The following is a 19,963-nucleotide window of genomic DNA, read 5'->3' on the forward strand; positions in this document are numbered from 1 at the left end:
TGCTAAGTCGTCCGGCGCTGACGCATGGCTTCACCCATCATCACCAGTACCGGTCCGGATGAAGTGTGCAGACCCTGCGCTAAATCCTGTAGCGTCATGTGGGTAATGACTTCGTCGGAACGACTGCAGTTTTCTATCACAACGACAGGATGCGTCTCAGGATGACCAGCCGCCAGCATACGGTTCGCGGTCAGCATGGCTTCGCGGCCACCCATGTATTGCACCAGGGTGTCGCATTCCGGGATGCGGGTATCCGCCACTTCACCAGGCGCGGTGCTGGAGGTGAATAAGGCCACGCTGCGTGCCACGCCGCGCTTGGTCAGAGGCTGGCGCACACTGGCGGCAGCAGCCAGCGCGGTGGTGATGCCTGGTACGATTTCGTAACTGATACCAGCCGCTTCCAGCGCACGGATTTCTTCATCGGCACGCCCGAATAACATAGGATCACCACCTTTGAGCCGCACTACCAGACGGTGCGTCTGCGCCTGGCTGATGATTTGCTGGTTGATCTCATCCTGCGCCGCAGAACGTTGTCCGCTGCGCTTGCCGACCGAAATCTTCAGCGCCTGCGGACATAATTCCAGCATTTCAGCGGTAACCAGTGCGTCATACAGCACCACGTCAGCCTGAGCCAGCAGACGGGCGCCGCGTACTGTGATCAGATCGGCAGCGCCGGGGCCGGCGCCGATCAGAAACACTCTGGCAGTTGCTGCCTGACTCAAGCGGCTTCCCCGAGTCGTATCATGCCCGCTGCGACCGTTTGATGCGTCACTTCGTCGATCAGGATGAACGAACCGGTCGAACGCAGATCGGTGTAATTATCTGCGGCCAGCGGCTGCTGCACGTTGATGGAGACACTGGCGATATCGTTCAGTTTCAGGCTGTCAGCCGGACGGCGTTGCTGGGTATTGATATCAAGGATGGTATCTATCGCCGTCACCCGCGCAGCAACCTGACGGGTAGTATGCTTGAGCCAGTATTTGCGGCGTACATCCAGCGCATCTTCCGACAACCAGCATAAATCAGCCTTGACTGTTTTTTGCAGGGTGGCCGGACGTTGCGCATCCACCAGCATATCGCCGCGTGAGATATCCAGATATTCATTGAGCAGGATGGTGACCGACTGACCGACTACTGCCGTATCGAGCGAGCCATCCAGAGTCAGGATGTCTTTGACCGTTGCTTGCTGATTGCCAGGTTGTACCAGCAACTGATCCCCTTTACTGACTTTGCCCGCTTCGATACGTCCCATGTAACCACGGAAATCATTCGCTTCATGGCCGTTATGACGCGCCACTAACTGTACCGGGAAGCGGAAGGCTTCCTCTTGCGAGGCATCATAGACGCTTAAGGACTCCAGCAGGTCAATCAGCGTCGGCCCCTGATACCAGGGCATCTTGTCCGAGGCCGCAACCACGTTGTCTCCAGCCAGCGCTGACAGCGGCACCGCATGGATGTCACGCAAACCAAGTTGCGCCGCAAATTTCTGGTATTCCGCCACGATGCGTTCATACACAGACTGATCATAATCGACCAGATCCATTTTATTGACGGCTACAATGACATGCTCAATCTGCAGTAACTGGGCGATGGTGGAATGGCGCTTGGTCTGTACCAGCAAGTCCACGCTGCCATCTTCATGCAGTTTGACTTTGGATACGTCGATCAGAATGATCACCGCATCCGCAGTCGAGGCGCCAGTCACCATATTGCGTGTGTATTGTTCATGGCCAGGTGTATCGGCGATGATGAATTTACGCTTAGGGGTGGCAAAGTAACGGTAGGCCACGTCAATTGTGATGCCTTGTTCGCGCTCTGCTTCCAGACCATCGGTCAGCAGTGATAAATCAATGGTGTCGCCCACAGTGCGCTTGTGTTTTGCACGTGAAATGGCATCGAGCTGATCAGCAAAAATGCCTTTGCTGTCGAATAGCAGGCGGCCGATCAAAGTGCTTTTTCCATCATCAACGGAGCCCGCAGTGATGAAGCGTAACAGTCCGCGCTCGCTCAGGCCGGCGGCGTTGCTGACGGTGGAGGTGCTTGCTGCAGTCATCAGAAATATCCTTCTTTTTTACGTTTTTCCATGGAGGCTTCGGAAGTCTGGTCATCCATGCGGGTGGCACCCCGTTCTGTAATCTGGGTAATCGCGGTTTCTGCAATGATGGCAGACACGGTAGCTGCATCAGATGAGACCGGGCAGGTGCAGGAAATGTCGCCAACAGTACGGAAGCGCACGACGCGGGTTTCTACCGTTTCACCTTCACGCGGCGGCGTCAGATCCGTCAGCGGAACCAGCAGGCCATTGCGCGGGATAACCTGGCGTTCATGGGCAAAATAAATCTCAGGCAATTCCAGCTTTTCACGTGCAATATACTGCCAGACATCGAGCTCAGTCCAGTTTGAAATCGGGAATACCCGCATGTTTTCACCCGGATGGACGCGGGTGTTATACAAGTCCCACAGCTCAGGGCGCTGGGCTTTGGGATTCCACTGGCCGAATTCATCGCGGAAGGAAAAAATACGTTCTTTGGCACGTGCTTTTTCCTCGTCACGACGGGCACCACCTATGCAGGCATCAAAGCGATGTTCAGCGATGGTTTCCAGCAGTGTTACGGCTTGCGCAGCATTGCGTGAATCCGTCGCCGGATTACGCAGTCGCACGGTGCCCTTTTGTATTGATGCTTCTACGGAGCCGACGATCAGGCGCTCACCCAGTTCAGCTACGCGCTTGTCGCGGAAAGCAATCACTTCCGGAAAATTGTGGCCGGTATCGATATGAACCAGCGGGAATGGGAATTTGCCCGGACGGAAGGCTTTTTCAGCCAGACGCAACAGTACGATAGAGTCTTTGCCGCCCGAGAATAACAGGGCCGGATTACTGCACTCTGCCGCGACTTCGCGCATGATGTGGATGGCTTCCGATTCCAGCCAGTCGAGATGGCGATTGCTCGCGGCATCAATGAAATGATTTTCTGTCACAGTGTTCATAGTCTTCCTTAATGTTCTGCCTGCCGCCGGTTTATTCAGCGGCGGCCGACACAGCGCGTATGCGTATTAATTTACCATCCACCACATGCAGGCCGCATTCCTTGGATTCCGGATTTTCCCACCACCAGCGCCCGGCGCGTACATCTTCACCAGCTTGTATGGCGCGGGTGCAGGGCTCGCAGCCTATTGACGGATAGCCCTTGTCATGCAAGGGGTTGTAGGGCACTTCATTACTGCGGATATAGTGCCAGACATCGTCTTCGGACCAGTCAGCCAGTGGATTAAATTTTTGCATGCCATGTGCGACGTCGTCTTCCTGTATCGCCAGCTCAGTGCGGGTTGCTGCCTGAGCCTTACGCTGCCCTGTGATCCAGGCTGCTTTGCCAGCCAGCGCACGATTCAACGGTTCCACTTTACGGATGCGGCAGCATTCTTTACGCAAGTCCACGCTGTCATAAAAAGCATTCAGACCATATTGCCTTACATAGTCGTTCACTGCATTTTCTTCAGGCAGAAATAAGCTGATGTCTTTTCCGTAGTGCGTTTTAACCTGGTCTATCATGCCCAAGGTTTCTGCATGCAGGCGGCCAGTTTGCAAAGAGAAAATCTCTATATTCAACTGATTTTTCAGTATGAGATCGGTCAGCACCATGTCTTCCGCCGCCAGACTGGAAGCGAATACTGCCGGGCTGAATTCAGCTTCTATCCGTCGCAAGGTCTGCAGCGTCAGGCTGAGCTTGTCGGCAAACTCACTCATGCAGACACCACACTGCGATCAACGCGACGGAATAGCGGATTTTTCTGATCCCATGAAGTCTGGTAGGCATCGCTGAAATCGGTCAGGCCCTTGAGCGCATCCTGAATGCTGCGGTCTTCACGCGTGGCAAAAGCATTGAAGCCTACGCGCTGCATGAAAAACAGCTGATCGCGCAATACATCACCGATAGCGCGCAATTCACCGCTGTAAGCCAGACGGGAGCGCAGGTTGTAGGCGATAGAATAGCCACGACCATCCGAGAACTTAGGGAAATCGACCGCGATCAGTGAAAACAGGCTGACATCCTCTGCCAGATCCTGCGCGGCTTCATCACTGCTGAACCAGACCGCCAGATCCTGTTGCTGCTGCAAACGGGTGATCAGCGCTGTACGCTGTAACAGCCAGACTTTTAAAGGAATGATGGTTTTACCAGCCGGTACCTCAACCGCATCCGGTGTTTCATTTTCTGTCAGGCGCAATACTGTCCAGTCATCCTGAACTATCGCTTTATCTTTAATAATTTCACGCATGATGACTTCCTTTTTTAGTAAGCAACGGCGGCACCAGCATCTTCGCCGTGATGTACCAAAGTCTGAATCGGGGTGGCATACACGTATTCTTTGAACGGTGTGATGCCCAGGCGTTGTGCGGTATCGATGAAGCGCTCATTGTCTACCCGGTTGTCCAGATAGACCTTGACGATACGCTCTATCACTTCCGGCATTTGACCGGCAGAGAACGAAGGTCCGATAATTTTTCCGATTGCCGCCTGGTTACCCTGCGCGCCACCGATAGATACCTGATAAAACTCGCTGCCGTCTTTATCCACACCTAAGATGCCGATATTGCCGACATGGTGATGGCCGCAAGCATTGATACAGCCCGACATATTCAGCTCCAGATCGCCGATATCGTATAAGTAATCGAGGTCAGCAAAACGGTCGGTGATGTCCAGTGCGATAGGAATCGATTTGGCATTTGCGAGTGAGCAGAAATCACCGCCAGGGCAGCAAATCATATCAGTCAGCAGGCCGATATTAGGTGTGGCCAGACCATGTGCTTTGGCTTCCAGCCACAAATCATACAATGCAGCCTGCTGTACATCGGCCAGCACCAGATTCTGTTCATGGGTGACACGTAATTCGCCAAAGCTGTAACGCTCGGCGAGGTCGGCCACGAAGTCCATCTGATCTGCAGTTGCATCGCCAGGCGGCACGCCAGGTTTTTTGAGCGACAAGACGACGCTGCGGTAACCTGCGACCTTGTGCGGCTTCACGTTTCTGCGCACCCAGTTAGCGAAGGCTTTATTGTCTGTCAGTTGCTGTTCAAAACCCGCATCCGATGCTGGCAGGCTCAGATAAGCTGGCGCCGTGAAGTAGGACGACACACGTTTAAATTCGGCCTCGGTCAGTGTGGCCGGGCCATCTTTAATCGCAGCCCATTCGTCTTCTACCTGTTGGGCAAACACATCGGCACCGATTGCTTTGACCAGGATCTTGATACGCGCTTTGTACTTGTTATCGCGGCGACCGTGCAGGTTATAGATGCGCAGTATCGCTTCCAGATAAGTCATCACATGCTGCCAAGGCAGGAATTCACGGATCACACTGCCTAGTATCGGGGTGCGGCCCATGCCGCCACCAACCATGACTTTAAAGCCGACTTCGCCCGCTTCATTGTGCACCACAGTCAGGCCGATATCGTGTACCGCAATCGCGGCACGGTCTTCCAGCGAACCGTTGATCGCGATCTTGAATTTACGTGGCAGGTAAGCGAATTCAGGATGGAAGGTGGTCCATTGACGCAGGATTTCTGCATACGGACGCGGATCGATCACTTCATCATGTGCGACACCGGCAAACTCATCTGATGTGATATTACGCATGCAGTTGCCGGAAGTCTGAATCGCGTGCATTTCCACCTTGGCCAAATCTTCCAGGATGGCCGGTGTGTCTTCCAGATTGATCCAGTTGAACTGTATGTTCTGACGGGTAGTGAAGTGACCATAGCCACGATCATAATGACGCGCGATGTAAGCGAATTGACGCAACTGCGCTGAAGACAGCATGCCGTAAGGGACCGCGATACGCAGCATGTAGGCATGACGCTGATGATACAAGCCATTTTGCAGGCGCAAAGGCAGGAATTCTTCTTCAGTCAGTTCATTGGCCAGACGGCGGCGCACCTGATCACGATATTGTGCGATACGCTCTTTGATGATCTGGTGATCGTGTTGGTCGTAACGATACATCTCTTTTACCTTTTAGTTGCGCACCAATGGTGCAAGTGGTGATTCTGTAAATTGTGGCTAAAATATTGGCTGAAATTTATAACACCAGTTTGGCTGCCACCGCAGTCAGCGTAGTGGCCAGTATGCCGCGTAATAATTTTTCCGGTACCGCCCGCGCAGCGAGCGAACCGATGGTAATTCCGGGGACTGAACCGATCAGTAAGGTACCCAGCAATTCCCAGTTGATCGAGCCCAGCCACCAGTGACCAACTGCCGCAATCGCGGTCAGCGGCACTGCATATGCAATATCGGTACCTGCAATGTGAGCAGCAGGCATGCGTGGATACAGCATTACCAGGATAGTCGCACCAATAGCACCGGCGCCGATAGAGGAAATAGTCACCAGCGTGCCCAGTGTGGCGCCCGCGATCACAGTTGCCAGATCCAGCTTGAAACCTTGCAGCTGTTTTTTCGGGTGCGCATTCAGCCAGTTCACCATGCGTGCTTTAAACAGCAATGCGACTACCGTCAGCAGGACGGAGCCCGCAATTGAATAGCGAATAATCAGGCCAATTTCTTTGTTCAGGGTACCGAACTGCTTCAAAAATAAAGTCGCCACCAGTGCTGCAGGCAGCGCACCTATGCATAAAAGCCGGACCACCCGCCATTCCACGGTACTGCGCATCTTATGGGTCAGAGTACCTGCGACTTTAGTGACAGAGGCGAAGGCCAGGTCAGTGCCGACTGCGACCGATGGACTGACGCCAAACAGCAGGGTCAGCAAAGGCGTCATCAGTGAGCCACCACCTACGCCGGTCAGCCCAACCAACACACCTACAGCAAATCCGGATAACACATAAGTCAGCGTCATATCATCTCTCTATCAACGAAATCGCATCGTAATCAAGTCGCTATCTATTGCAAACTACTTAGTATTTATTTGCTTATATGTGAAATTGGTATATGAACATGCGCAGAAGGTATGAATTTCTATCTTAGTTCATCGCTTGCAATTTGCTACACAATTCAAGGTCACTTCAGTTCGCTGCTGAGATGTGCTGTCATGTCTGGGGGGCGCGTTATCTGGCGCAGAAAACCGGATTTTCCGCAGCCGCGTATAATGGCCGCCGCCAGCCCTTATGCTGGCAACGTCTTCAGGGCGGGGTGCAATTCCCCACCGGCGGTAACACTGCTTGCAGTGCAGCCCGCGAGCGCCTGATCGGGAAGCTTATTCCTGCTCAGGGTCAGCAGATCTGGTGCGAAACCAGAGCCGACGGTCATAGTCCGGATGAAAGAAGATGCGCATGAAACTGTGGACCGCTGAACCCGGTCCGGCAGGGCCTGTTGACGACTCAGCAGACCCTGGCTGCTGCTATGCGTTTTCCCTGAAACGTCTTTTACAAATCTTTTGTGGAGCGTTTCAACGATGTCTCAAACTAATCAAATTAATCAAACTATTCAAGTCACCCCAACTGGCGCGAGCGCTGCTGCGTCCGGTCACGATTTGCACGCCCTGTACACCCAAACGCCTTGGCCAGAACGTCTGCAAAGGGCACTGCAGGATTTGCGGCTGGGCCGTCCGGTATTGCTGATGGATGATTTCGATCGCGAAAATGAAGCGGATCTGATTCTGGCTGCAGAAAAAATCAGCGTCGAAGCCATGGCCCGCCTGATCCGCGATTGCAGTGGCATCGTCTGCCTGTGTCTGCCGGATGAAAAACTTAGACAACTCGATCTGCCGCCTATGGTCAGTGATAATCAAAGCCGTTACGGCACCGCGTTCACCGTTTCGATAGAAGCCAGGCAGGGCGTGACGACCGGTGTCTCTGCGGCTGACCGTGTCACTACCATACTGACTGCGATCGCGGACGATGCGCGTCCCGAAGATCTGGCTCGTCCCGGCCATGTCTTCCCTTTACGTGCAGTGCCTGGCGGGGTGCTGGAACGACGTGGACATACCGAGGGCTCGGTCGATCTTGCGCTGCTGGCCGGACTGAAGCCTGCCGCCGTATTGTGTGAGCTGATGAATCCGGATGGCAGCATGAGCCGGGGTCAGCAAGTGCTGGAGTATGCGCTGACGCATGATCTGGTGATACTGACCATCGCCGAGCTGGCGCAGCACCGTGCCAGCATTGAAGCTTGATCACGCTGATCTGCAGACTATCGTTTGAAGTGAAGTATGATTTGAAGTGAAGCATGCAGCCTGCAGCCTGACCAAATTCGGTCCGGCTGCTTTTTCAGTGGAGCCACTATGAAGCATGTTCTGAGTAAAGCAGGTTTATGCGGCATGCTGTTCGCCGCTTTGTTTTCTCCGCTACGGATGGCACAGGCGGCACCGGCTGACTGGTATTGGTGGAGCAGTAAAACCAGCGATGCCAGAGTGTGCGCGCAGACTTCGCCCGGTGAGGGCTGGACGCAGGAGAAACAAGCCTACAGCGACGCGCGCTGCGAAAAGAAAAAACGCTAAGCCGCTTTTGTGCCATATCCCTCGGCCATTCCGTATTCACTCAAGCAGCCAACCCGGTTTGGCTGCTACGGCGCATTGTTAAAGCGCCCGCCTTGACCTATAGTGCAGACAGGGCGAACTATGCGCAAAAGCCCGAACAGAGTGCTTTTTTTCGTTTAACTCTCAGTATTGTTTTTTTCTTTCCACAGGATAATCAGACACTCGAACCTGAGTTGGCTGCCGCGCTGCCTCTGCTCCGGATGTCGAAGCGCACCCTGTCCTGTTGGTGATAGGCAGGTCTATGATGAAACCAAACCTGGAAGGAAACGCTATGCTGAATGAGCGTGAAGCTGAGAGCTGCTATCTCGGGCAATTTATCCCTTTGCAGTACCATCACAATATGCTGATGGATGCAAATCGTATGGACAATTTCAAAGCTGCGATTCAACGTCAGGTCTTTGAAGGTGCCAAGGTGCTGGAGTTAGGCGGCGGCACTGGCGTGCTGTCCTGGTTCGCGGCACAGAGCGCGGCCAAAGTCTATTGCGTCGAATTCAATCCCGACATGGTCGCCGAAGCGCGCCGCCTGCTGGCGAAAAACCGCTACGGCGAACGGGTCGAGGTGATCCATGCCGATGCGTTTGAATACCTGCCGCCTGAGCCGGTCGACGTGGTGATCTGTGAAATGATACACGTCGGTATGCTGCGTGAAAAACAGGTCGAGGTCATAGAGAATTTCAAAAAACGCTATGCCGCTAAATTCGGTGACAAGATGCCGGTGTTTATACCGGAAGCGGTGGTGATGGCGGTGCAGCCTCTGCAGCAAACTTATGACTTCCTTGGTTATCAGGCACCGATCATACAATTTACCCAGCCCGGCGTGTTTTCTGCCGATACCCGTGAGCTGGGGCAGCCTGCTTTGTACAGCGTGATCGACTTTTGTCAGCCCAATGATTTGCATATCAGCTGGCAGGGCAGTATCACCATAGAGCAAGCCGGTACCCTGACTGCACTGCGCTTTGTGACTAAGAATATTTTAGCAGTGCTGATGGAAACTTCATCGACCATAGACTGGCTGAATCACTATATGGCATTGCCAGTAGCAGAACCCTTGGCGGTTAAGCCTGGTGATGTGATCGACATCAGCTTCCAGTACCGTACCGGTGGCTCGATTCAGTCTTTGCAAAATGCCTTGCAGGTCAGCCTGCGCAATACATTGACTGAAGTGATCGCAGACATCGTGACTGCGCCCGCCGTCGCTGCCTAGTCTGTCTCTCAGTCACGTACCCTTGTGACCGCATTGCGGTGACAAGGGTGCAGTTCAGGTGTTTCTTAGTTATGACTGCTGGTCCGGCAGCTCATACTCTGCCTGATCCGGATGCAGGCGTCGTATCACCGCCAGGTCACGTATGTTTTTTTGTACGGCGACCGCACCAAACAGGCTCAGTAAAAAGCCCATAGCATAAAAGCCTTTTTCACTATTACTTAAACTCGCGTTCCACAATCCCACACCCAGCAATAACAGCGAAATACCTACCGATAACCAGCACAGGCCGAAATAAATGCCGGTCACTGGTATGCCTTCCAGCTTGTCACGCACTGACTTTTGCAGGGAAACAGCAGAGAACAAGCCATACATCAAAATAGTGAAGTAATAGCCTTTTTCATTGAGCAGCATCGCTGCATTCCAGAGGCCGACCACATAGGTCAGTGCACCGACAAACATAGCGACCCAGGAGGCGGCGATAAATGCACCGGTAGGCGCCTGATATTGAGGCTTCATTTGACTTTCCTTTCTGTGAGCGTTGCGTCAGACCTTGGCCGTCAGTAAAGTGTGGCTAACTGATGGCTTGCCAATATAGCAAACGGAACCTGACTTGATAAATGAATTTACAGTTTGTCGGATTTTAATGTGGTTTGGTCGCGCTGCGTGATACGCAATCAGACTGGACAAATGGGCGCAGTCAGCGTAAGTTTTGCGACCTGCCCTGTAAACTTTTTAACAATGGAGTGAGCAATGCGTATGTCCAGAATGATGTGCCTGGTGGCCGCTGTATGCGCCAGTTTCTCTGTGCAGGCGGCGACGCCAGTCAAGTCTGCTGTCAGTATGAGTGATGTGTTAAAAGCCTCGTCCGCGACGGACTGGCGCGCGCTGAATCCGGATAACACCTTGTATCTGGAGTTGGAAAAGGGCAGAGTGGTAATGGAGCTGGCCCCTGACTTCGCACCGCGCCACGTGGAGAATATTAAAAAGCTGGTACGTGAATCCTATTTCGATGGGCTGGCCATCGTACGGGCGCAAGACAATTACGTGGTGCAGTGGGCTGATCCTGACGAAAAGCGTGAAGTCAATACTGCTAAACGCAAACTCGATGGCGAATTCACGGTCAAGTACAACGCTGCATTGCCTTTCACTCGCTTAGCTGACGTTGATGGCTATGCGCCGCAAGTCGGCCATAGCAATGGCTTTGCCGCCGGGCGTGATCCTAAAGCCGGTACCACCTGGCTCGCGCATTGCTATGGCGCGCTGGGCGTGGCACGCGGCAATGAAAATAACAGTGGTGACGGTACTTCGCTGTATGTTGTGACAGGTCACGCACCGCGTCAGCTGGATCGCAATATCACGGTAGTCGGCCGCGTCATGCAGGGCATGGAATTGCTGACCAGTTTGCCACGTGGTACCGGTGCGCTGGGCTTCTATGAAAAGCCTGAGCAACATACTCGTATAGTCGCGATCAAAGTGGCAGCGGATTTGCCTGCAGCAGAGCGCAGTCAGCTGGAAATCATACGTACCGATACCCCGACCTTTCAGAAACTGGTGGCTGCACAACGTAATCGTGGCGGTGACTGGTATAAAGTCCCGGCCGGACATATCGATCTGTGCAATGTCCCTTTGCCGGTGCGTGCAGTCAGTAACAAGGCACAGTGAGTAAGCAATGCAGCGTTGCTGTCCTGTGCGGCGCCGCTGCCAGTGTTATGATGTGGGGCAGCTCTTTGCGGGCTGCTAAGGCTGCGTCTCTTTTACTGACATCTCCACTTAATTCTCTATGAACGAACTGATACACGCCACTTTTGGCATTTCTGATTTCTGGACTTTCGTGATCGGGACGATTTTTATCGTCTTGTTGCCAGGGCCGCATTCTCTGTATGTGCTGAGTGTGGCTGCACAGCGCGGCGTGCGTCAGGCTTATCGTGGTGCTTGCGGGATTTTTCTGGGGGATCTGATCCTGATGGTATTGTCCGCTGGTGGCATGGCATCCTTGTTGAAAGCCAATCCGGCGCTGTTCTACATCGTCAAATATATAGGCGCAGCTTATCTGGCCTGGATAGGCTTACAGATGCTGCGTGGCTGCTGGCTAGGTTGGAAAAACCGTCATCAGGCGGTGACCGAAGTGCAGCGTGCAGTCGAGCCGGGTGACCCCTTCACTAAGGCACTGGTCATCAGTCTGATGAATCCCAAGGCCATCCTGTTTTTTATTTCCTTCTTCATCCAGTTCGTCGATCCGGCGTTTGATCATCCCTTGCTGTCTTACGGTTTGCTGGCGCTGATCTGCCAGATTTGCAGCTTTACTTATCTGACCGTGATTATCTTTATCGGCGTGCGCCTGGCGGAAACCTTCCGTCAACGCCGCCGTTTGTCGGCCGGTGTGACCGGTGGGGTTGGTGCCATGTTCATCGGCTTTGGTGCCAAGCTGGCCAGCGCCACGCTGTGATCTTATCCACGCCGCCCAGTGTAATGTAGGCCATCACATTACGCCGGGCGTAGCGCGAAACCTCATCCTTATTGCGCGGTAAAGCGCTTACTGCCAAAAGCCAGACGCTGATAGCTGCCAGATGCGACGGCGACCGCCACCAGGTACTCGGTTCCGGCTTTCAGATTGACACTCTGCGGTATCGTCACGCTGCCCGTGGCTGGCACAATGGTTTGCCAGATCACAGGATTACCCGTGCTTTGTGCGATTTGCGGATTCATCACATACACCAGCGTGACTGCGCTGCCGGTCATGCTGCTCCAGGACAGGGTGCGTCCATTCAGGCTGATCTGAAAGGTGTCCGGTATCAGCTTTTCTGCGGCAAACATCTCAAAGCTGCCATTTGGTGCGATGTAATACTGTATGCAGGGCTGCAGATTACGGAATTGCTTGCCACCTGCATTGGTATACGTGCCGCTATAAGACTGCGTAGCTGCCTGATAGTTGCCGGTATAGCTGCCCGTATTCATGACCCCATCCAGACTGCCGCTCCAGTTACCCGAAATCCCGCTATCGGTTTTATTGCCACTGACTGTACCTACATTTTCACTCTGGCAGCCTACATAAGTAAAAAACATAGAGCCGGAAAAACTGGTGTTGCTGGCAGGCAGATTCAGCACAAAGGCACCCAGAGTCGGGTCTTCAGGATTAGTTTTCGGGTCCTCTGCGTAATAGCCCAGGTAAACACCACCTGGCGCTGTCTGCACTGGTGAGCTGGCTGCACCAGAGGAAGAGTTGTTGCCACTATCGCTGGAGCCACCGCAGGCGCTAAGTACAGCGCAACACAAAACAGCTGAATACAAAACGTTTTTCTTCATCAGGCTTACCTCGTCTTTACGATCAATCGGATGTGCGTATCGCTGGCAATGGCCAAGCGTGCAGGCAGAAATGTAGCGGTAATATGGCAAGCAGGCGTTATGTATTTGTAAGCAATCATTGCCAGCGGTAGCATGTGTTTTTAGCTGTAGTGGCTGCGCTGATTCAGGCATTTAATGTGTGTGTGACAGGTCATAGAAAATGCCGCTGACGTTGAAAGGGAAAGCAGTCATTTGCCATCACTTATGGCAAATGGAAAATTTGAATTCGCTTTTGTCGATCTTGTTTTTCAGACCGCGCCACAGGGAAAAGCTTAAGGCTGGCTGGGTTTGCTTACATTACTTTGCAAATTACTGTTTATGCTGAATCGACGGGGGTGCTCTTCGCATGCGGGTTTTTTTTGTCACGCTTTTCATACTAAACATGGGTTGTTTTGCCTGGAAAATTGTTTGAATTGAAAGACCGCGTTAAACTGGCTTTTCCTTCCATTTAAGCTCCCCAAGTGTGCGTTATCCTGTATGTCCAACTTATTCATCGCTTCTGCCGCCTTATTGGTGATTGCTGCCAGCTCACTTGCTTTCGGTTTACGCTATCTGTTTGCAAGGGAGTATTTGTTTTACCATGCTCAGCTGACAGGCTTGGCCTGGACCGAAATTCCTTATCACTATCAGGCGATTATTTTGGGGATGTTGAAAATGGTCGGCGCTGACTTACTGGCATTTGGCTTGGCCTTAGCCTGGCTTGTGCTACCTTTCAGCCGTGGTGAGAGTTGGTCTTTTTGGGCGATTTTATCCTTAGTCAGTGTTCACGGTTTCATTTCGATATATGTCACGATAGCTTTGCGTAAGCTGAATCCTGCTGCGCAAACCAATATTTTCGCCTCCTGTGCCGGGGTCGCTATCGCTATGGCAGCGCTCTTGATCGCGTCGCGTTGATGCTGGCAAGGTAGGGGAGGCTGTACCTGTATCAAGCAAACAGATAATGAGGAAGAATGATGAAAATCATCACCACTGAAAATGCGACTGAGGCCGAGCAGGCTGTGCTCAGGGAGGGCATAGTCCGTTTCAATCATGAAGCCGTGCCGGATCTGGAGCCTGAGAGTGCAGAAGTGCGTTTCTTTGTTTTGGCACGGGATGAACAGGATGCGGTAGCTGGAGGTATCCGTGCCAGCTGTTTTTGGAACACGCTACATGTCGAGCTGCTTTGGTTGTCGCCCGCAAGCCGGGGTTCCGGGCTCGGGGCGCAATTGCTGCGCGCTGCGGAAGAAAAAGCGAAGCAGCATGGAATGGAGCTGGCGCTGGTAATGACGACCAGCTGGCAAGCTAAGCCATTTTATGAAAAGCAAGGCTATACCTTATTATCCAGCCTGGAGGGGATGCCTAAGGGGCATACTTCTTACACTCTGCAAAAACGGCTTTGACTGTCACTGTCCTGATTATGCCGCCTGTGCATGATGCCAGACGGGCTGATTGCTTCAGGTTTCGGCCCACATGCGTAGCAGGTTGTGATATTGCGCAGTCAGGCTCACAACTTCAATGCTGTCGCCAAGCTGAGCACGCAGGCGGGTGATGTTTTGGTCCATCTCAAACAACATGCTGCGGCGTGCATCGTCACGTATCATGCTCTGACTCCAGAAGAATGAGCAGATGCGGGTGCCGCGTGTGACTGGCGTGACCTGATGCAGGCTGGTTGATGGATAGGCGATCATGTCGCCGGCAGGCAGTTTGACTTCATGGGTGCCATAGGTGTCGACCACCATCAGTTCGCCGCCTTCATAATCTTCCGGATCGGTCAGGAACAGCGTGGTGGAGACATCGGTGCGCAGGCTTTGGCCAGTACCGGGTACCCGTCTGACCGCGCCGTCTACATGCAGTCCATAGTGTTCGCCGCCTGAATAGGCATTGAATAGTGGCGGTACGATGTGCAAAGGCAGGGCTGCTGAAAAAAATACAGGATGACGTTTGACGATGTCCAGCAATTCCTGGCTCAGTTCGCGTGATACCGCTGAATGCTCAGGCAGTTGACGGTTTTGTTTTACCTGGGCGCCTTGCGCACCGACGGTTTCTTTTCCATCGACCCAGTCAGTGGCAGCCAGACGACTGCGGAAACTGGCAACTTGTTCCGGTGTGAGTACGCCGGGGATGTGTAGCATCATTTTCTAACTCCAAATAGTCATGGCGGCTGATCATGTCGATCTGCAGATTCGCGAGCCTCTCATCATGCAGCTTATACGCATTGCCGTCATGATGTTGCGTAAGCCAGCTTACTTTTTTTCTCTGATCCAGAAAAAAAGCCCCTCCAGAGAGGGGCGTTAATTACAACAGAGTGGGGTATCAGAACTTCACATTCACACCCAGGCTGATCGCACGTGGTGCACCTGGTGTGTAACGGTAGCCGCTCTTATTGATCGCAGCGACATAGACTTTGTCAGTCAGGTTGCTGATGTTGAGCTGCAGATCAATGTTCTTTGTGATCGCATAGCTGCTCATCGCATCAAACACCCAGTAAGATTCGGTCGAAGCCGGTGTGCCGATTGCTCCATCCGTGCCACGCAATAAGGCATCCACAAAACGTGCGCCGCCGCCAACTTTCCAGTCTTTATTGATCTGGTAAGAAGTCCATGCAGTGAATGTCTGCTTAGGTGCATAAGCCAGATTGTTTTCGCCATTCGCAGTGACTACCGGACCTGCTGCAACTTTGGTATTCATGCGGGCATAGCCTGCACTGACCAGCCAGTCGCGGTTGATCGCGCCAGTCAGACCCAGTTCTATACCTTCTACACGTTTTTCACCTGTCTGGTAGTACATCAGATCAGACAGATTTTGTACGACTTCATTAGAAATCGTGGTGCGGTAAATTGCTGCAGTGAAGGACAGCTTTTCTTTCAGCAGATCCCATTTAGTGCCGATTTCTACGTTCTTGGTTTCCTGAGGATCGAACTTAGGATTCGCTGCGCTGCTCGCTGCAGTGCTCAGTGCGAAGTTCGAGCCGCCTGGTGGTTGCTTGGAGGTCGAGAACGAAGTGTAAACACTGCTGCTTTCGGTTGGCTTATACAAGGCACCCAGTTTCCAGTTCAACAGATTGCCGCTGGTATTCAGGTTGGTCGGAACCAAAGTGTTGACTGGCAGCGTAGGGTTAGAGGCCGCGGTGGATAAGGAGGCTGCTGTGTAATCAGTATTGTAGCGATCAACACGCACGCCGCCATTGACTTGCCATTGTGGTGTGAACTTGATGGTGTCAAAGACATAGGCGCTGACGGTGGTGGTTGCACCACGGCTGAATACACCGTTTTTGACCAGATTCAGACCGCTGATTGCATCAGCAGGATTTGGCTTGTACAGATTGGCCGCTGGCAGCGTACCGGTGCCGTTGTAGCCCCAGGTATTTTGCTTCTCGGAAGTCAGTTCCACACCAGCCAGCAAAGCATGCTGCAAGCCAGCCAGAGTCAGATCGGCCTGGATGTTGGTCTGGTTAGTCAGAATTTCGTTTTCCTGATCTTTCAGTGTGCGGGTGCTACGCGCCAGATTCCAGCCGGATAAATCGCTCGCGCTTGGAGTCAGCAAGTTAGCTTTGGATCCCATGAATGCGGTCAGCAGATAATTTTGCGTGGTCTTACCGTAACGCGCAGTATTGATCAGTTTGACGTTCTGGGAGAAATCATGCTCGATGCGGCCAGTCAGCATATCAGCCTGAACTTTATCGAAGTCGCTATTTGAGCCGTAGAAGTTTTTCGGATCAACTTTTGGTGCATTGCTGATGTAAGGACGGCTAGTGTCAGGGCTGGTGTAGCCTGGAAGACCGATGGTCGGTACGCCGCCATCCGGGATATTGTCTTGTTTTACGTGCAGGAAGTTGGCATAGAAACGTGTGTTGCCACCCAGACCCCAGGCCAGCGAAGGTGCCACTGCCCAGCGCTTGTTATTGACTTCATTACGGCCAGGAACGCCACTATCCTGCACCATAGCATTCAGGCGGAAAGCAGAGCCGCTTTTCTCATCGAGTACCACGTTGGTATCTGCTGCTACGCGCTTCTGCGAGCCGCTGCCGAAAGTGGCGTTAACCGAAGTGATGTTATCCAATCTGGCTTGCTTGCTGCTCAGATTGATAGAGCCAGTCGGTGCGCTGCGGCCACTGTCGGTACCTGCATTGCCTTTTAAAACGTCGATTTGTTCGATATTAAACAGATCGCGCGAAATGGAGCCGAGGTCGCGTACGCCATCAACATAGATGCTGCTGGATGTATCAAAGCCGCGCATGTAAATCGCGTCGCCAGTATTGGTGCTGCCATTTTCGCCCAGGAAGAATGCGCCCACACCTGGTGTATTACGCAGCGCATCGGTCAGCGTCAGTGCGCCTTGCTGGTCGATCAGTTCACGTTTAATGACAGAGATAGTTTGTGGCGTATCAACCAATGGTTGCGTGTATTTGGCAGAAGCCGCTTTTTCCGCCTTGAATTCGTTTTCAGCTTTGCCTTTCACTGTGACTTCAGGCAGTTTGTCTGCTGCATGGGCAACAACGGGCAACAACAGCGCAGCTGCAATGGCAGCGCTCATGGTGTGTTGAATCGGGGAACTGGCGTGTTTGCGGCTCTTGATATGCGACATCGGAATTTCCAAAAGTAAGTTTAACCACAAAATACCTGTTGGCTTTTCCAAGGGGGAATGGCTGGTATTTCAAATTCAGTGCCGGATTGTAACGAACTTTATTGGAAATGTAAATGAGAATGATTGCTAGTTGCGATTGAGTGAAGGTTTTGATTTTTGTGCTTTGCGCTACATCAAAACATCTGCGTCTGAGCGTCGGGATATCAGGCTTTTGGCTCAGCATCACGATGAACGGCCAGCGTTCACTAGCTGGCCGTAGTGTTTTTTATGCCCAGCTGCGAATGCCGATTACACCATAACTCCACAGGTAAGCCAGCATACATGTGTGCAGCACAGACAATATAGTTGCATGCCAGTGGCGCATCCCATGTTGACGCCATTGGCGGATACTGAGACCAACGCAGACTATGGTCAGGGCCGCGTAGGTAACAGTGCTGATCATCACGGTCAGTGAGGTGGCCGACACGGTTCCCCAGTCGTGACTGCTATCACCGAGCAAATCACCGGCAAACTTCATCAGTAACCAGCAGATCGTAGCCAGAAAAGGCAGGATTTGCAGCGTCAGTTGCGGGGCCGCCGGTGTTTTGCCAAGTATTTGACGTGCCACGAGTAGCAGTACCATGATTGCATTGAGCAAGGCAGAAAACATCCATGCCGCCATGATGGCCAGTATGCCGTACACCACAGGTGTTGCGATACGCTGATACAGATTGGAACGCACTTGCAGCACTTCGCCAGCCAGTGGGTCTTGCACGAAGGCAGCACTGGACAGGCCGGTTTGTGCATCGGTCAGCGTATTGCCGCTGAAATAGCCGCTGATCTCTGATCCGCCGAGTAAGCCGCCTTGCTCTACAGCGTTTCCGTTGATGCTGAAACGTGTCAGGCTGCTTAAGTCATCTACATAGCGTGTCATTTCATTACGCGGATTGATGCGGCGATACCAGCCATCGATATGGCTAAATGCCGCAGGTATCGCGGTTACGGCTGGTTTCTCAAGCGAATTTTGTAGCAGGAATTGCTGCAGCAATTCTTCTATGCCATCCAAGGTATCGTAATCATCGTTACTCAGCATGATGGCAAAACCCTGTTGCAAGGCGGGGGAGTAATACACATCCACCACGCCACCGGTCACCCGTCCGGCATGTCCATAAAAGGCAACTTGTGTATTGCCCAGGCTGCGCGTCATGCTGGCTAAACCATGCCCGCTTTGCACACCTTTGGCCGCACCCAGTGTGGTTTGTGCATGCTGCATACGTTCCAAAGAAGCCGGACTTAAAATTTGCTGCTGACCGAATTGACCCTTCTGGATAAAGAATTGCAGTAAATTCGCCATGTCATGTGCCGACGAGTTCAGCGCGCCATCAGGACGATACAGATGATATTCATAGCTTTGCAGAACGCCATCCGAATACAAGCTTGCACCGCGCTGTTTGACGTCGGCATTCTGGTAATAAGTACTGCTGCGCATTTGCAGTGGCTGGAAAAAATGGCTGCTCACATAATCTTCAAACTTTTGCCCGCTGATTTTTTCTACGATGTAGGCGGCGACCACAGTGCCGGTGCTGCAATACGCCATCCGGGTACCCGGAATCCAACGTGAAGTACGCGAATGGGGATGATAGGCGAGTGCATCTTTGATCGGCATATCATCGGCCTTATTCCATGCAAATTCAGCCGGGTGCATGTCATCCCAGCCGCTGGTATGTTCCAGTAAATGTGCCAGTAAGACCGGATGCTGTTCTTCCCATGGATTTTGATACCTTATTTCCGGTGCGAGCTTACGCACCGGGTCGTTCAGGTTCAGCTTGCCTTCTTCCACCAGTTTCATGACTGCCAGGCCGACGAATAACTTGGATGCAGAGGCCATGCGGAACAGTGTGTTTTCATCGGCCTTCAGTTTGCTTTCAGGTCGTGCTTCACCAAGACCGGCCACCCAGTAAGGGCCATCTTTGCTTACCAGCGCAATACCAAGCGCCGGTGTGCCGTTTTTGATGCGAATTGCTTCGACACCTGCCTTAAGCTGCTCCAGAGTGCGCACTGCTTGTGCTTTAGCAGCTGGGGCGGGGGCTTGTGCATGGCTGGCGCCGCTGAGTACGCAGCTCAATGCAAAAATTAAACCTATGCTGCTTTTCCAGCGCCATAAAAAATCACGCATCTTGTTTTGTCTCCTTAGAATGAAGCAACACCGCAGGTCTGCACAGCAGTGACGCAGGCGATACATCGTTCGTCACATTCGATGGATGGCTTCAGATGTGGCGGCAGCGACTGAACGTAATGAGACGTGCGCTGTATTTTTGCCTGATTTCAGCTTGTACTTACCGGATGTTGTCTGGTTTTAATCTGTGCGCTGACTGGTGCTGGTTTCGACGACGC

At 52.7% G+C, this 19,963-nt stretch carries 19 protein-coding genes and 1 riboswitch; of the genes, 7 read left to right on the plus strand and 12 right to left on the minus strand.

Annotation, left to right across the window (positions count from 1 at the left end; translation table 11 throughout):
• Positions 1 to 2 precede the first annotated feature (2 nt).
• The 7 genes from cobA to H8K43_RS07235 all read right to left on the minus strand — a co-directional run bounded on the left by cobA (position 3) and on the right by H8K43_RS07235 (position 6,846).
• A complete protein-coding gene (gene cobA, locus H8K43_RS07205; RefSeq protein ID WP_230403737.1) occupies positions 3 to 722 on the minus strand; it encodes a uroporphyrinogen-III C-methyltransferase in 720 nt (239 codons plus the stop codon).
• Complete coding sequence (locus tag H8K43_RS07210) at positions 719 to 2,053, minus strand: sulfate adenylyltransferase subunit 1 (protein ID WP_186903200.1); 1,335 nt, start codon at positions 2,051 to 2,053, stop codon at positions 719 to 721. Before H8K43_RS07210 ends, cobA begins: the two co-directional genes overlap by 4 nt.
• Positions 2,053 to 2,988 (minus strand): sulfate adenylyltransferase subunit CysD, encoded by a 936-nt coding sequence (gene cysD / locus H8K43_RS07215; protein WP_162020134.1) that lies wholly within the window; start codon positions 2,986 to 2,988, stop codon positions 2,053 to 2,055. Before cysD ends, H8K43_RS07210 begins: the two co-directional genes overlap by 1 nt.
• A 31-nt stretch (positions 2,989 to 3,019) precedes the next feature.
• Positions 3,020 to 3,745, minus strand: a complete 726-nt coding sequence (locus tag H8K43_RS07220) for a phosphoadenylyl-sulfate reductase (protein WP_186903201.1) — start codon at positions 3,743 to 3,745, stop codon at positions 3,020 to 3,022.
• Positions 3,742 to 4,275, minus strand: a complete 534-nt coding sequence (locus H8K43_RS07225) for a DUF934 domain-containing protein (protein WP_186903202.1) — start codon at positions 4,273 to 4,275, stop codon at positions 3,742 to 3,744. The genes H8K43_RS07220 and H8K43_RS07225 overlap by 4 nt, the downstream gene beginning before the upstream one ends.
• Before the next feature lie 14 nt (positions 4,276 to 4,289).
• Entirely contained in the window at positions 4,290 to 5,996 is a 1,707-nt protein-coding gene (locus tag H8K43_RS07230; RefSeq protein WP_186903203.1) for a nitrite/sulfite reductase, read from the minus strand.
• Positions 5,997 to 6,072: 76 nt separating this feature from the next.
• Positions 6,073 to 6,846 carry a sulfite exporter TauE/SafE family protein gene (locus H8K43_RS07235; RefSeq protein ID WP_186903204.1) on the minus strand — a complete coding sequence of 258 codons (774 nt, stop codon included), beginning with the start codon at positions 6,844 to 6,846 and terminating at the stop codon, positions 6,073 to 6,075.
• Between the two features lie 275 nt (positions 6,847 to 7,121).
• Positions 7,122 to 7,279, plus strand: a riboswitch (FMN riboswitch).
• A gap of 122 nt (positions 7,280 to 7,401) precedes the next feature.
• Between H8K43_RS07235 and ribB the strand changes: the two genes are divergently transcribed.
• The 3 genes from ribB (at position 7,402) to H8K43_RS07250 (ending at position 9,685) form a co-directional block, all read left to right on the plus strand.
• Positions 7,402 to 8,118 (plus strand): 3,4-dihydroxy-2-butanone-4-phosphate synthase, encoded by a 717-nt coding sequence (gene ribB, locus H8K43_RS07240; protein WP_186903205.1) that lies wholly within the window; start codon positions 7,402 to 7,404, stop codon positions 8,116 to 8,118.
• A 108-nt stretch (positions 8,119 to 8,226) separates the two neighbouring features.
• Positions 8,227 to 8,442 carry a hypothetical protein gene (locus H8K43_RS07245; protein ID WP_230403738.1) on the plus strand — a complete coding sequence of 72 codons (216 nt, stop codon included), beginning with the start codon at positions 8,227 to 8,229 and terminating at the stop codon, positions 8,440 to 8,442.
• Positions 8,443 to 8,752: 310 nt separating this feature from the next.
• On the plus strand, positions 8,753 to 9,685 hold the full coding sequence (locus H8K43_RS07250) for a methyltransferase domain-containing protein (protein WP_186903375.1): 933 nt from the start codon (positions 8,753 to 8,755) through the stop codon (positions 9,683 to 9,685).
• 69 nt (positions 9,686 to 9,754) lie between these two features.
• Here H8K43_RS07250 and yiaA read toward each other — a convergent pair whose 3' ends face one another.
• Positions 9,755 to 10,201, minus strand: a complete 447-nt coding sequence (yiaA, locus tag H8K43_RS07255; RefSeq protein ID WP_162020141.1) for an inner membrane protein YiaA — start codon at positions 10,199 to 10,201, stop codon at positions 9,755 to 9,757.
• A gap of 234 nt (positions 10,202 to 10,435) precedes the next feature.
• Between yiaA and H8K43_RS07260 the strand changes: the two genes are divergently transcribed.
• The gene (locus H8K43_RS07260; protein ID WP_186903206.1) at positions 10,436 to 11,347 is read left to right on the plus strand and encodes a peptidylprolyl isomerase; all 912 of its coding nucleotides are present in this window, start codon (positions 10,436 to 10,438) and stop codon (positions 11,345 to 11,347) included.
• Between the two features lie 118 nt (positions 11,348 to 11,465).
• Positions 11,466 to 12,131, plus strand: coding sequence for a leucine efflux protein LeuE (leuE, locus tag H8K43_RS07265; RefSeq protein WP_186903207.1), 666 nt, complete (start codon positions 11,466 to 11,468; stop codon positions 12,129 to 12,131).
• A 68-nt stretch (positions 12,132 to 12,199) separates the two neighbouring features.
• Here leuE and H8K43_RS07270 read toward each other — a convergent pair whose 3' ends face one another.
• The gene (locus H8K43_RS07270) at positions 12,200 to 12,988 is read right to left on the minus strand and encodes a hypothetical protein (protein ID WP_186903208.1); all 789 of its coding nucleotides are present in this window, start codon (positions 12,986 to 12,988) and stop codon (positions 12,200 to 12,202) included.
• 516 nt (positions 12,989 to 13,504) lie between these two features.
• On the opposite strand from H8K43_RS07270, the gene H8K43_RS07275 reads away from it, so the two are divergent.
• Together H8K43_RS07275 and H8K43_RS07280 are read left to right on the plus strand one after the other, a co-directional pair.
• Positions 13,505 to 13,921, plus strand: coding sequence for a hypothetical protein (locus tag H8K43_RS07275; RefSeq protein WP_186903209.1), 417 nt, complete (start codon positions 13,505 to 13,507; stop codon positions 13,919 to 13,921).
• 56 nt (positions 13,922 to 13,977) lie between these two features.
• Positions 13,978 to 14,406 (plus strand): GNAT family N-acetyltransferase, encoded by a 429-nt coding sequence (locus tag H8K43_RS07280; protein ID WP_186903210.1) that lies wholly within the window; start codon positions 13,978 to 13,980, stop codon positions 14,404 to 14,406.
• A 54-nt stretch (positions 14,407 to 14,460) separates the two neighbouring features.
• Here the strand turns inward: H8K43_RS07280 and H8K43_RS07285 are convergent, their stop codons facing one another.
• From H8K43_RS07285 to H8K43_RS07295, 3 genes are all read right to left on the minus strand, one after another.
• On the minus strand, positions 14,461 to 15,141 hold the full coding sequence (locus tag H8K43_RS07285) for a Fe2+-dependent dioxygenase (RefSeq protein ID WP_186903211.1): 681 nt from the start codon (positions 15,139 to 15,141) through the stop codon (positions 14,461 to 14,463).
• Positions 15,142 to 15,319: 178 nt separating this feature from the next.
• Positions 15,320 to 17,590, minus strand: a complete 2,271-nt coding sequence (locus tag H8K43_RS07290; RefSeq protein WP_186903212.1) for a catecholate siderophore receptor Fiu — start codon at positions 17,588 to 17,590, stop codon at positions 15,320 to 15,322.
• Positions 17,591 to 17,855: 265 nt separating this feature from the next.
• Entirely contained in the window at positions 17,856 to 19,745 is a 1,890-nt protein-coding gene (locus H8K43_RS07295; RefSeq protein WP_186903213.1) for a serine hydrolase domain-containing protein, read from the minus strand.
• Positions 19,746 to 19,963 lie beyond the last annotated feature (218 nt).

It is taken from the genome of Cognatundibacterium curvum, from assembly GCF_014284235.1.
GTDB classification, from domain to species: domain Bacteria; phylum Pseudomonadota; class Gammaproteobacteria; order Burkholderiales; family Burkholderiaceae_D; genus Undibacterium; species Undibacterium curvum.

Excerpts from the sequence above, each read along its gene's own strand:
- H8K43_RS07230 (WP_186903203.1), bottom strand. The coding sequence starts at position 5,996 with ATGTATCGTTACGACCAACACGATCACCAGATCATCAAAGAGCGTATC.
- H8K43_RS07235 (WP_186903204.1), bottom strand. The coding sequence starts at position 6,846 with ATGACGCTGACTTATGTGTTATCCGGATTTGCTGTAGGTGTGTTGGTT.
- H8K43_RS07285 (WP_186903211.1), bottom strand. The coding sequence starts at position 15,141 with ATGATGCTACACATCCCCGGCGTACTCACACCGGAACAAGTTGCCAGT.
- H8K43_RS07225 (WP_186903202.1), bottom strand. The coding sequence starts at position 4,275 with ATGCGTGAAATTATTAAAGATAAAGCGATAGTTCAGGATGACTGGACA.
- leuE (WP_186903207.1), top strand. The coding sequence starts at position 11,466 with ATGAACGAACTGATACACGCCACTTTTGGCATTTCTGATTTCTGGACT.
- H8K43_RS07290 (WP_186903212.1), bottom strand. The coding sequence starts at position 17,590 with ATGTCGCATATCAAGAGCCGCAAACACGCCAGTTCCCCGATTCAACAC.
- H8K43_RS07220 (WP_186903201.1), bottom strand. The coding sequence starts at position 3,745 with ATGAGTGAGTTTGCCGACAAGCTCAGCCTGACGCTGCAGACCTTGCGA.
- H8K43_RS07245 (WP_230403738.1), top strand. The coding sequence starts at position 8,227 with ATGAAGCATGTTCTGAGTAAAGCAGGTTTATGCGGCATGCTGTTCGCC.
- ribB (WP_186903205.1), top strand. The coding sequence starts at position 7,402 with ATGTCTCAAACTAATCAAATTAATCAAACTATTCAAGTCACCCCAACT.
- H8K43_RS07280 (WP_186903210.1), top strand. The coding sequence starts at position 13,978 with ATGATGAAAATCATCACCACTGAAAATGCGACTGAGGCCGAGCAGGCT.
- H8K43_RS07295 (WP_186903213.1), bottom strand. The coding sequence starts at position 19,745 with ATGCGTGATTTTTTATGGCGCTGGAAAAGCAGCATAGGTTTAATTTTT.
- yiaA (WP_162020141.1), bottom strand. The coding sequence starts at position 10,201 with ATGAAGCCTCAATATCAGGCGCCTACCGGTGCATTTATCGCCGCCTCC.
- H8K43_RS07250 (WP_186903375.1), top strand. The coding sequence starts at position 8,753 with ATGCTGAATGAGCGTGAAGCTGAGAGCTGCTATCTCGGGCAATTTATC.
- H8K43_RS07210 (WP_186903200.1), bottom strand. The coding sequence starts at position 2,053 with ATGACTGCAGCAAGCACCTCCACCGTCAGCAACGCCGCCGGCCTGAGC.
- cysD (WP_162020134.1), bottom strand. The coding sequence starts at position 2,988 with ATGAACACTGTGACAGAAAATCATTTCATTGATGCCGCGAGCAATCGC.
- H8K43_RS07260 (WP_186903206.1), top strand. The coding sequence starts at position 10,436 with ATGCGTATGTCCAGAATGATGTGCCTGGTGGCCGCTGTATGCGCCAGT.
- H8K43_RS07270 (WP_186903208.1), bottom strand. The coding sequence starts at position 12,988 with ATGAAGAAAAACGTTTTGTATTCAGCTGTTTTGTGTTGCGCTGTACTT.
- H8K43_RS07275 (WP_186903209.1), top strand. The coding sequence starts at position 13,505 with ATGTCCAACTTATTCATCGCTTCTGCCGCCTTATTGGTGATTGCTGCC.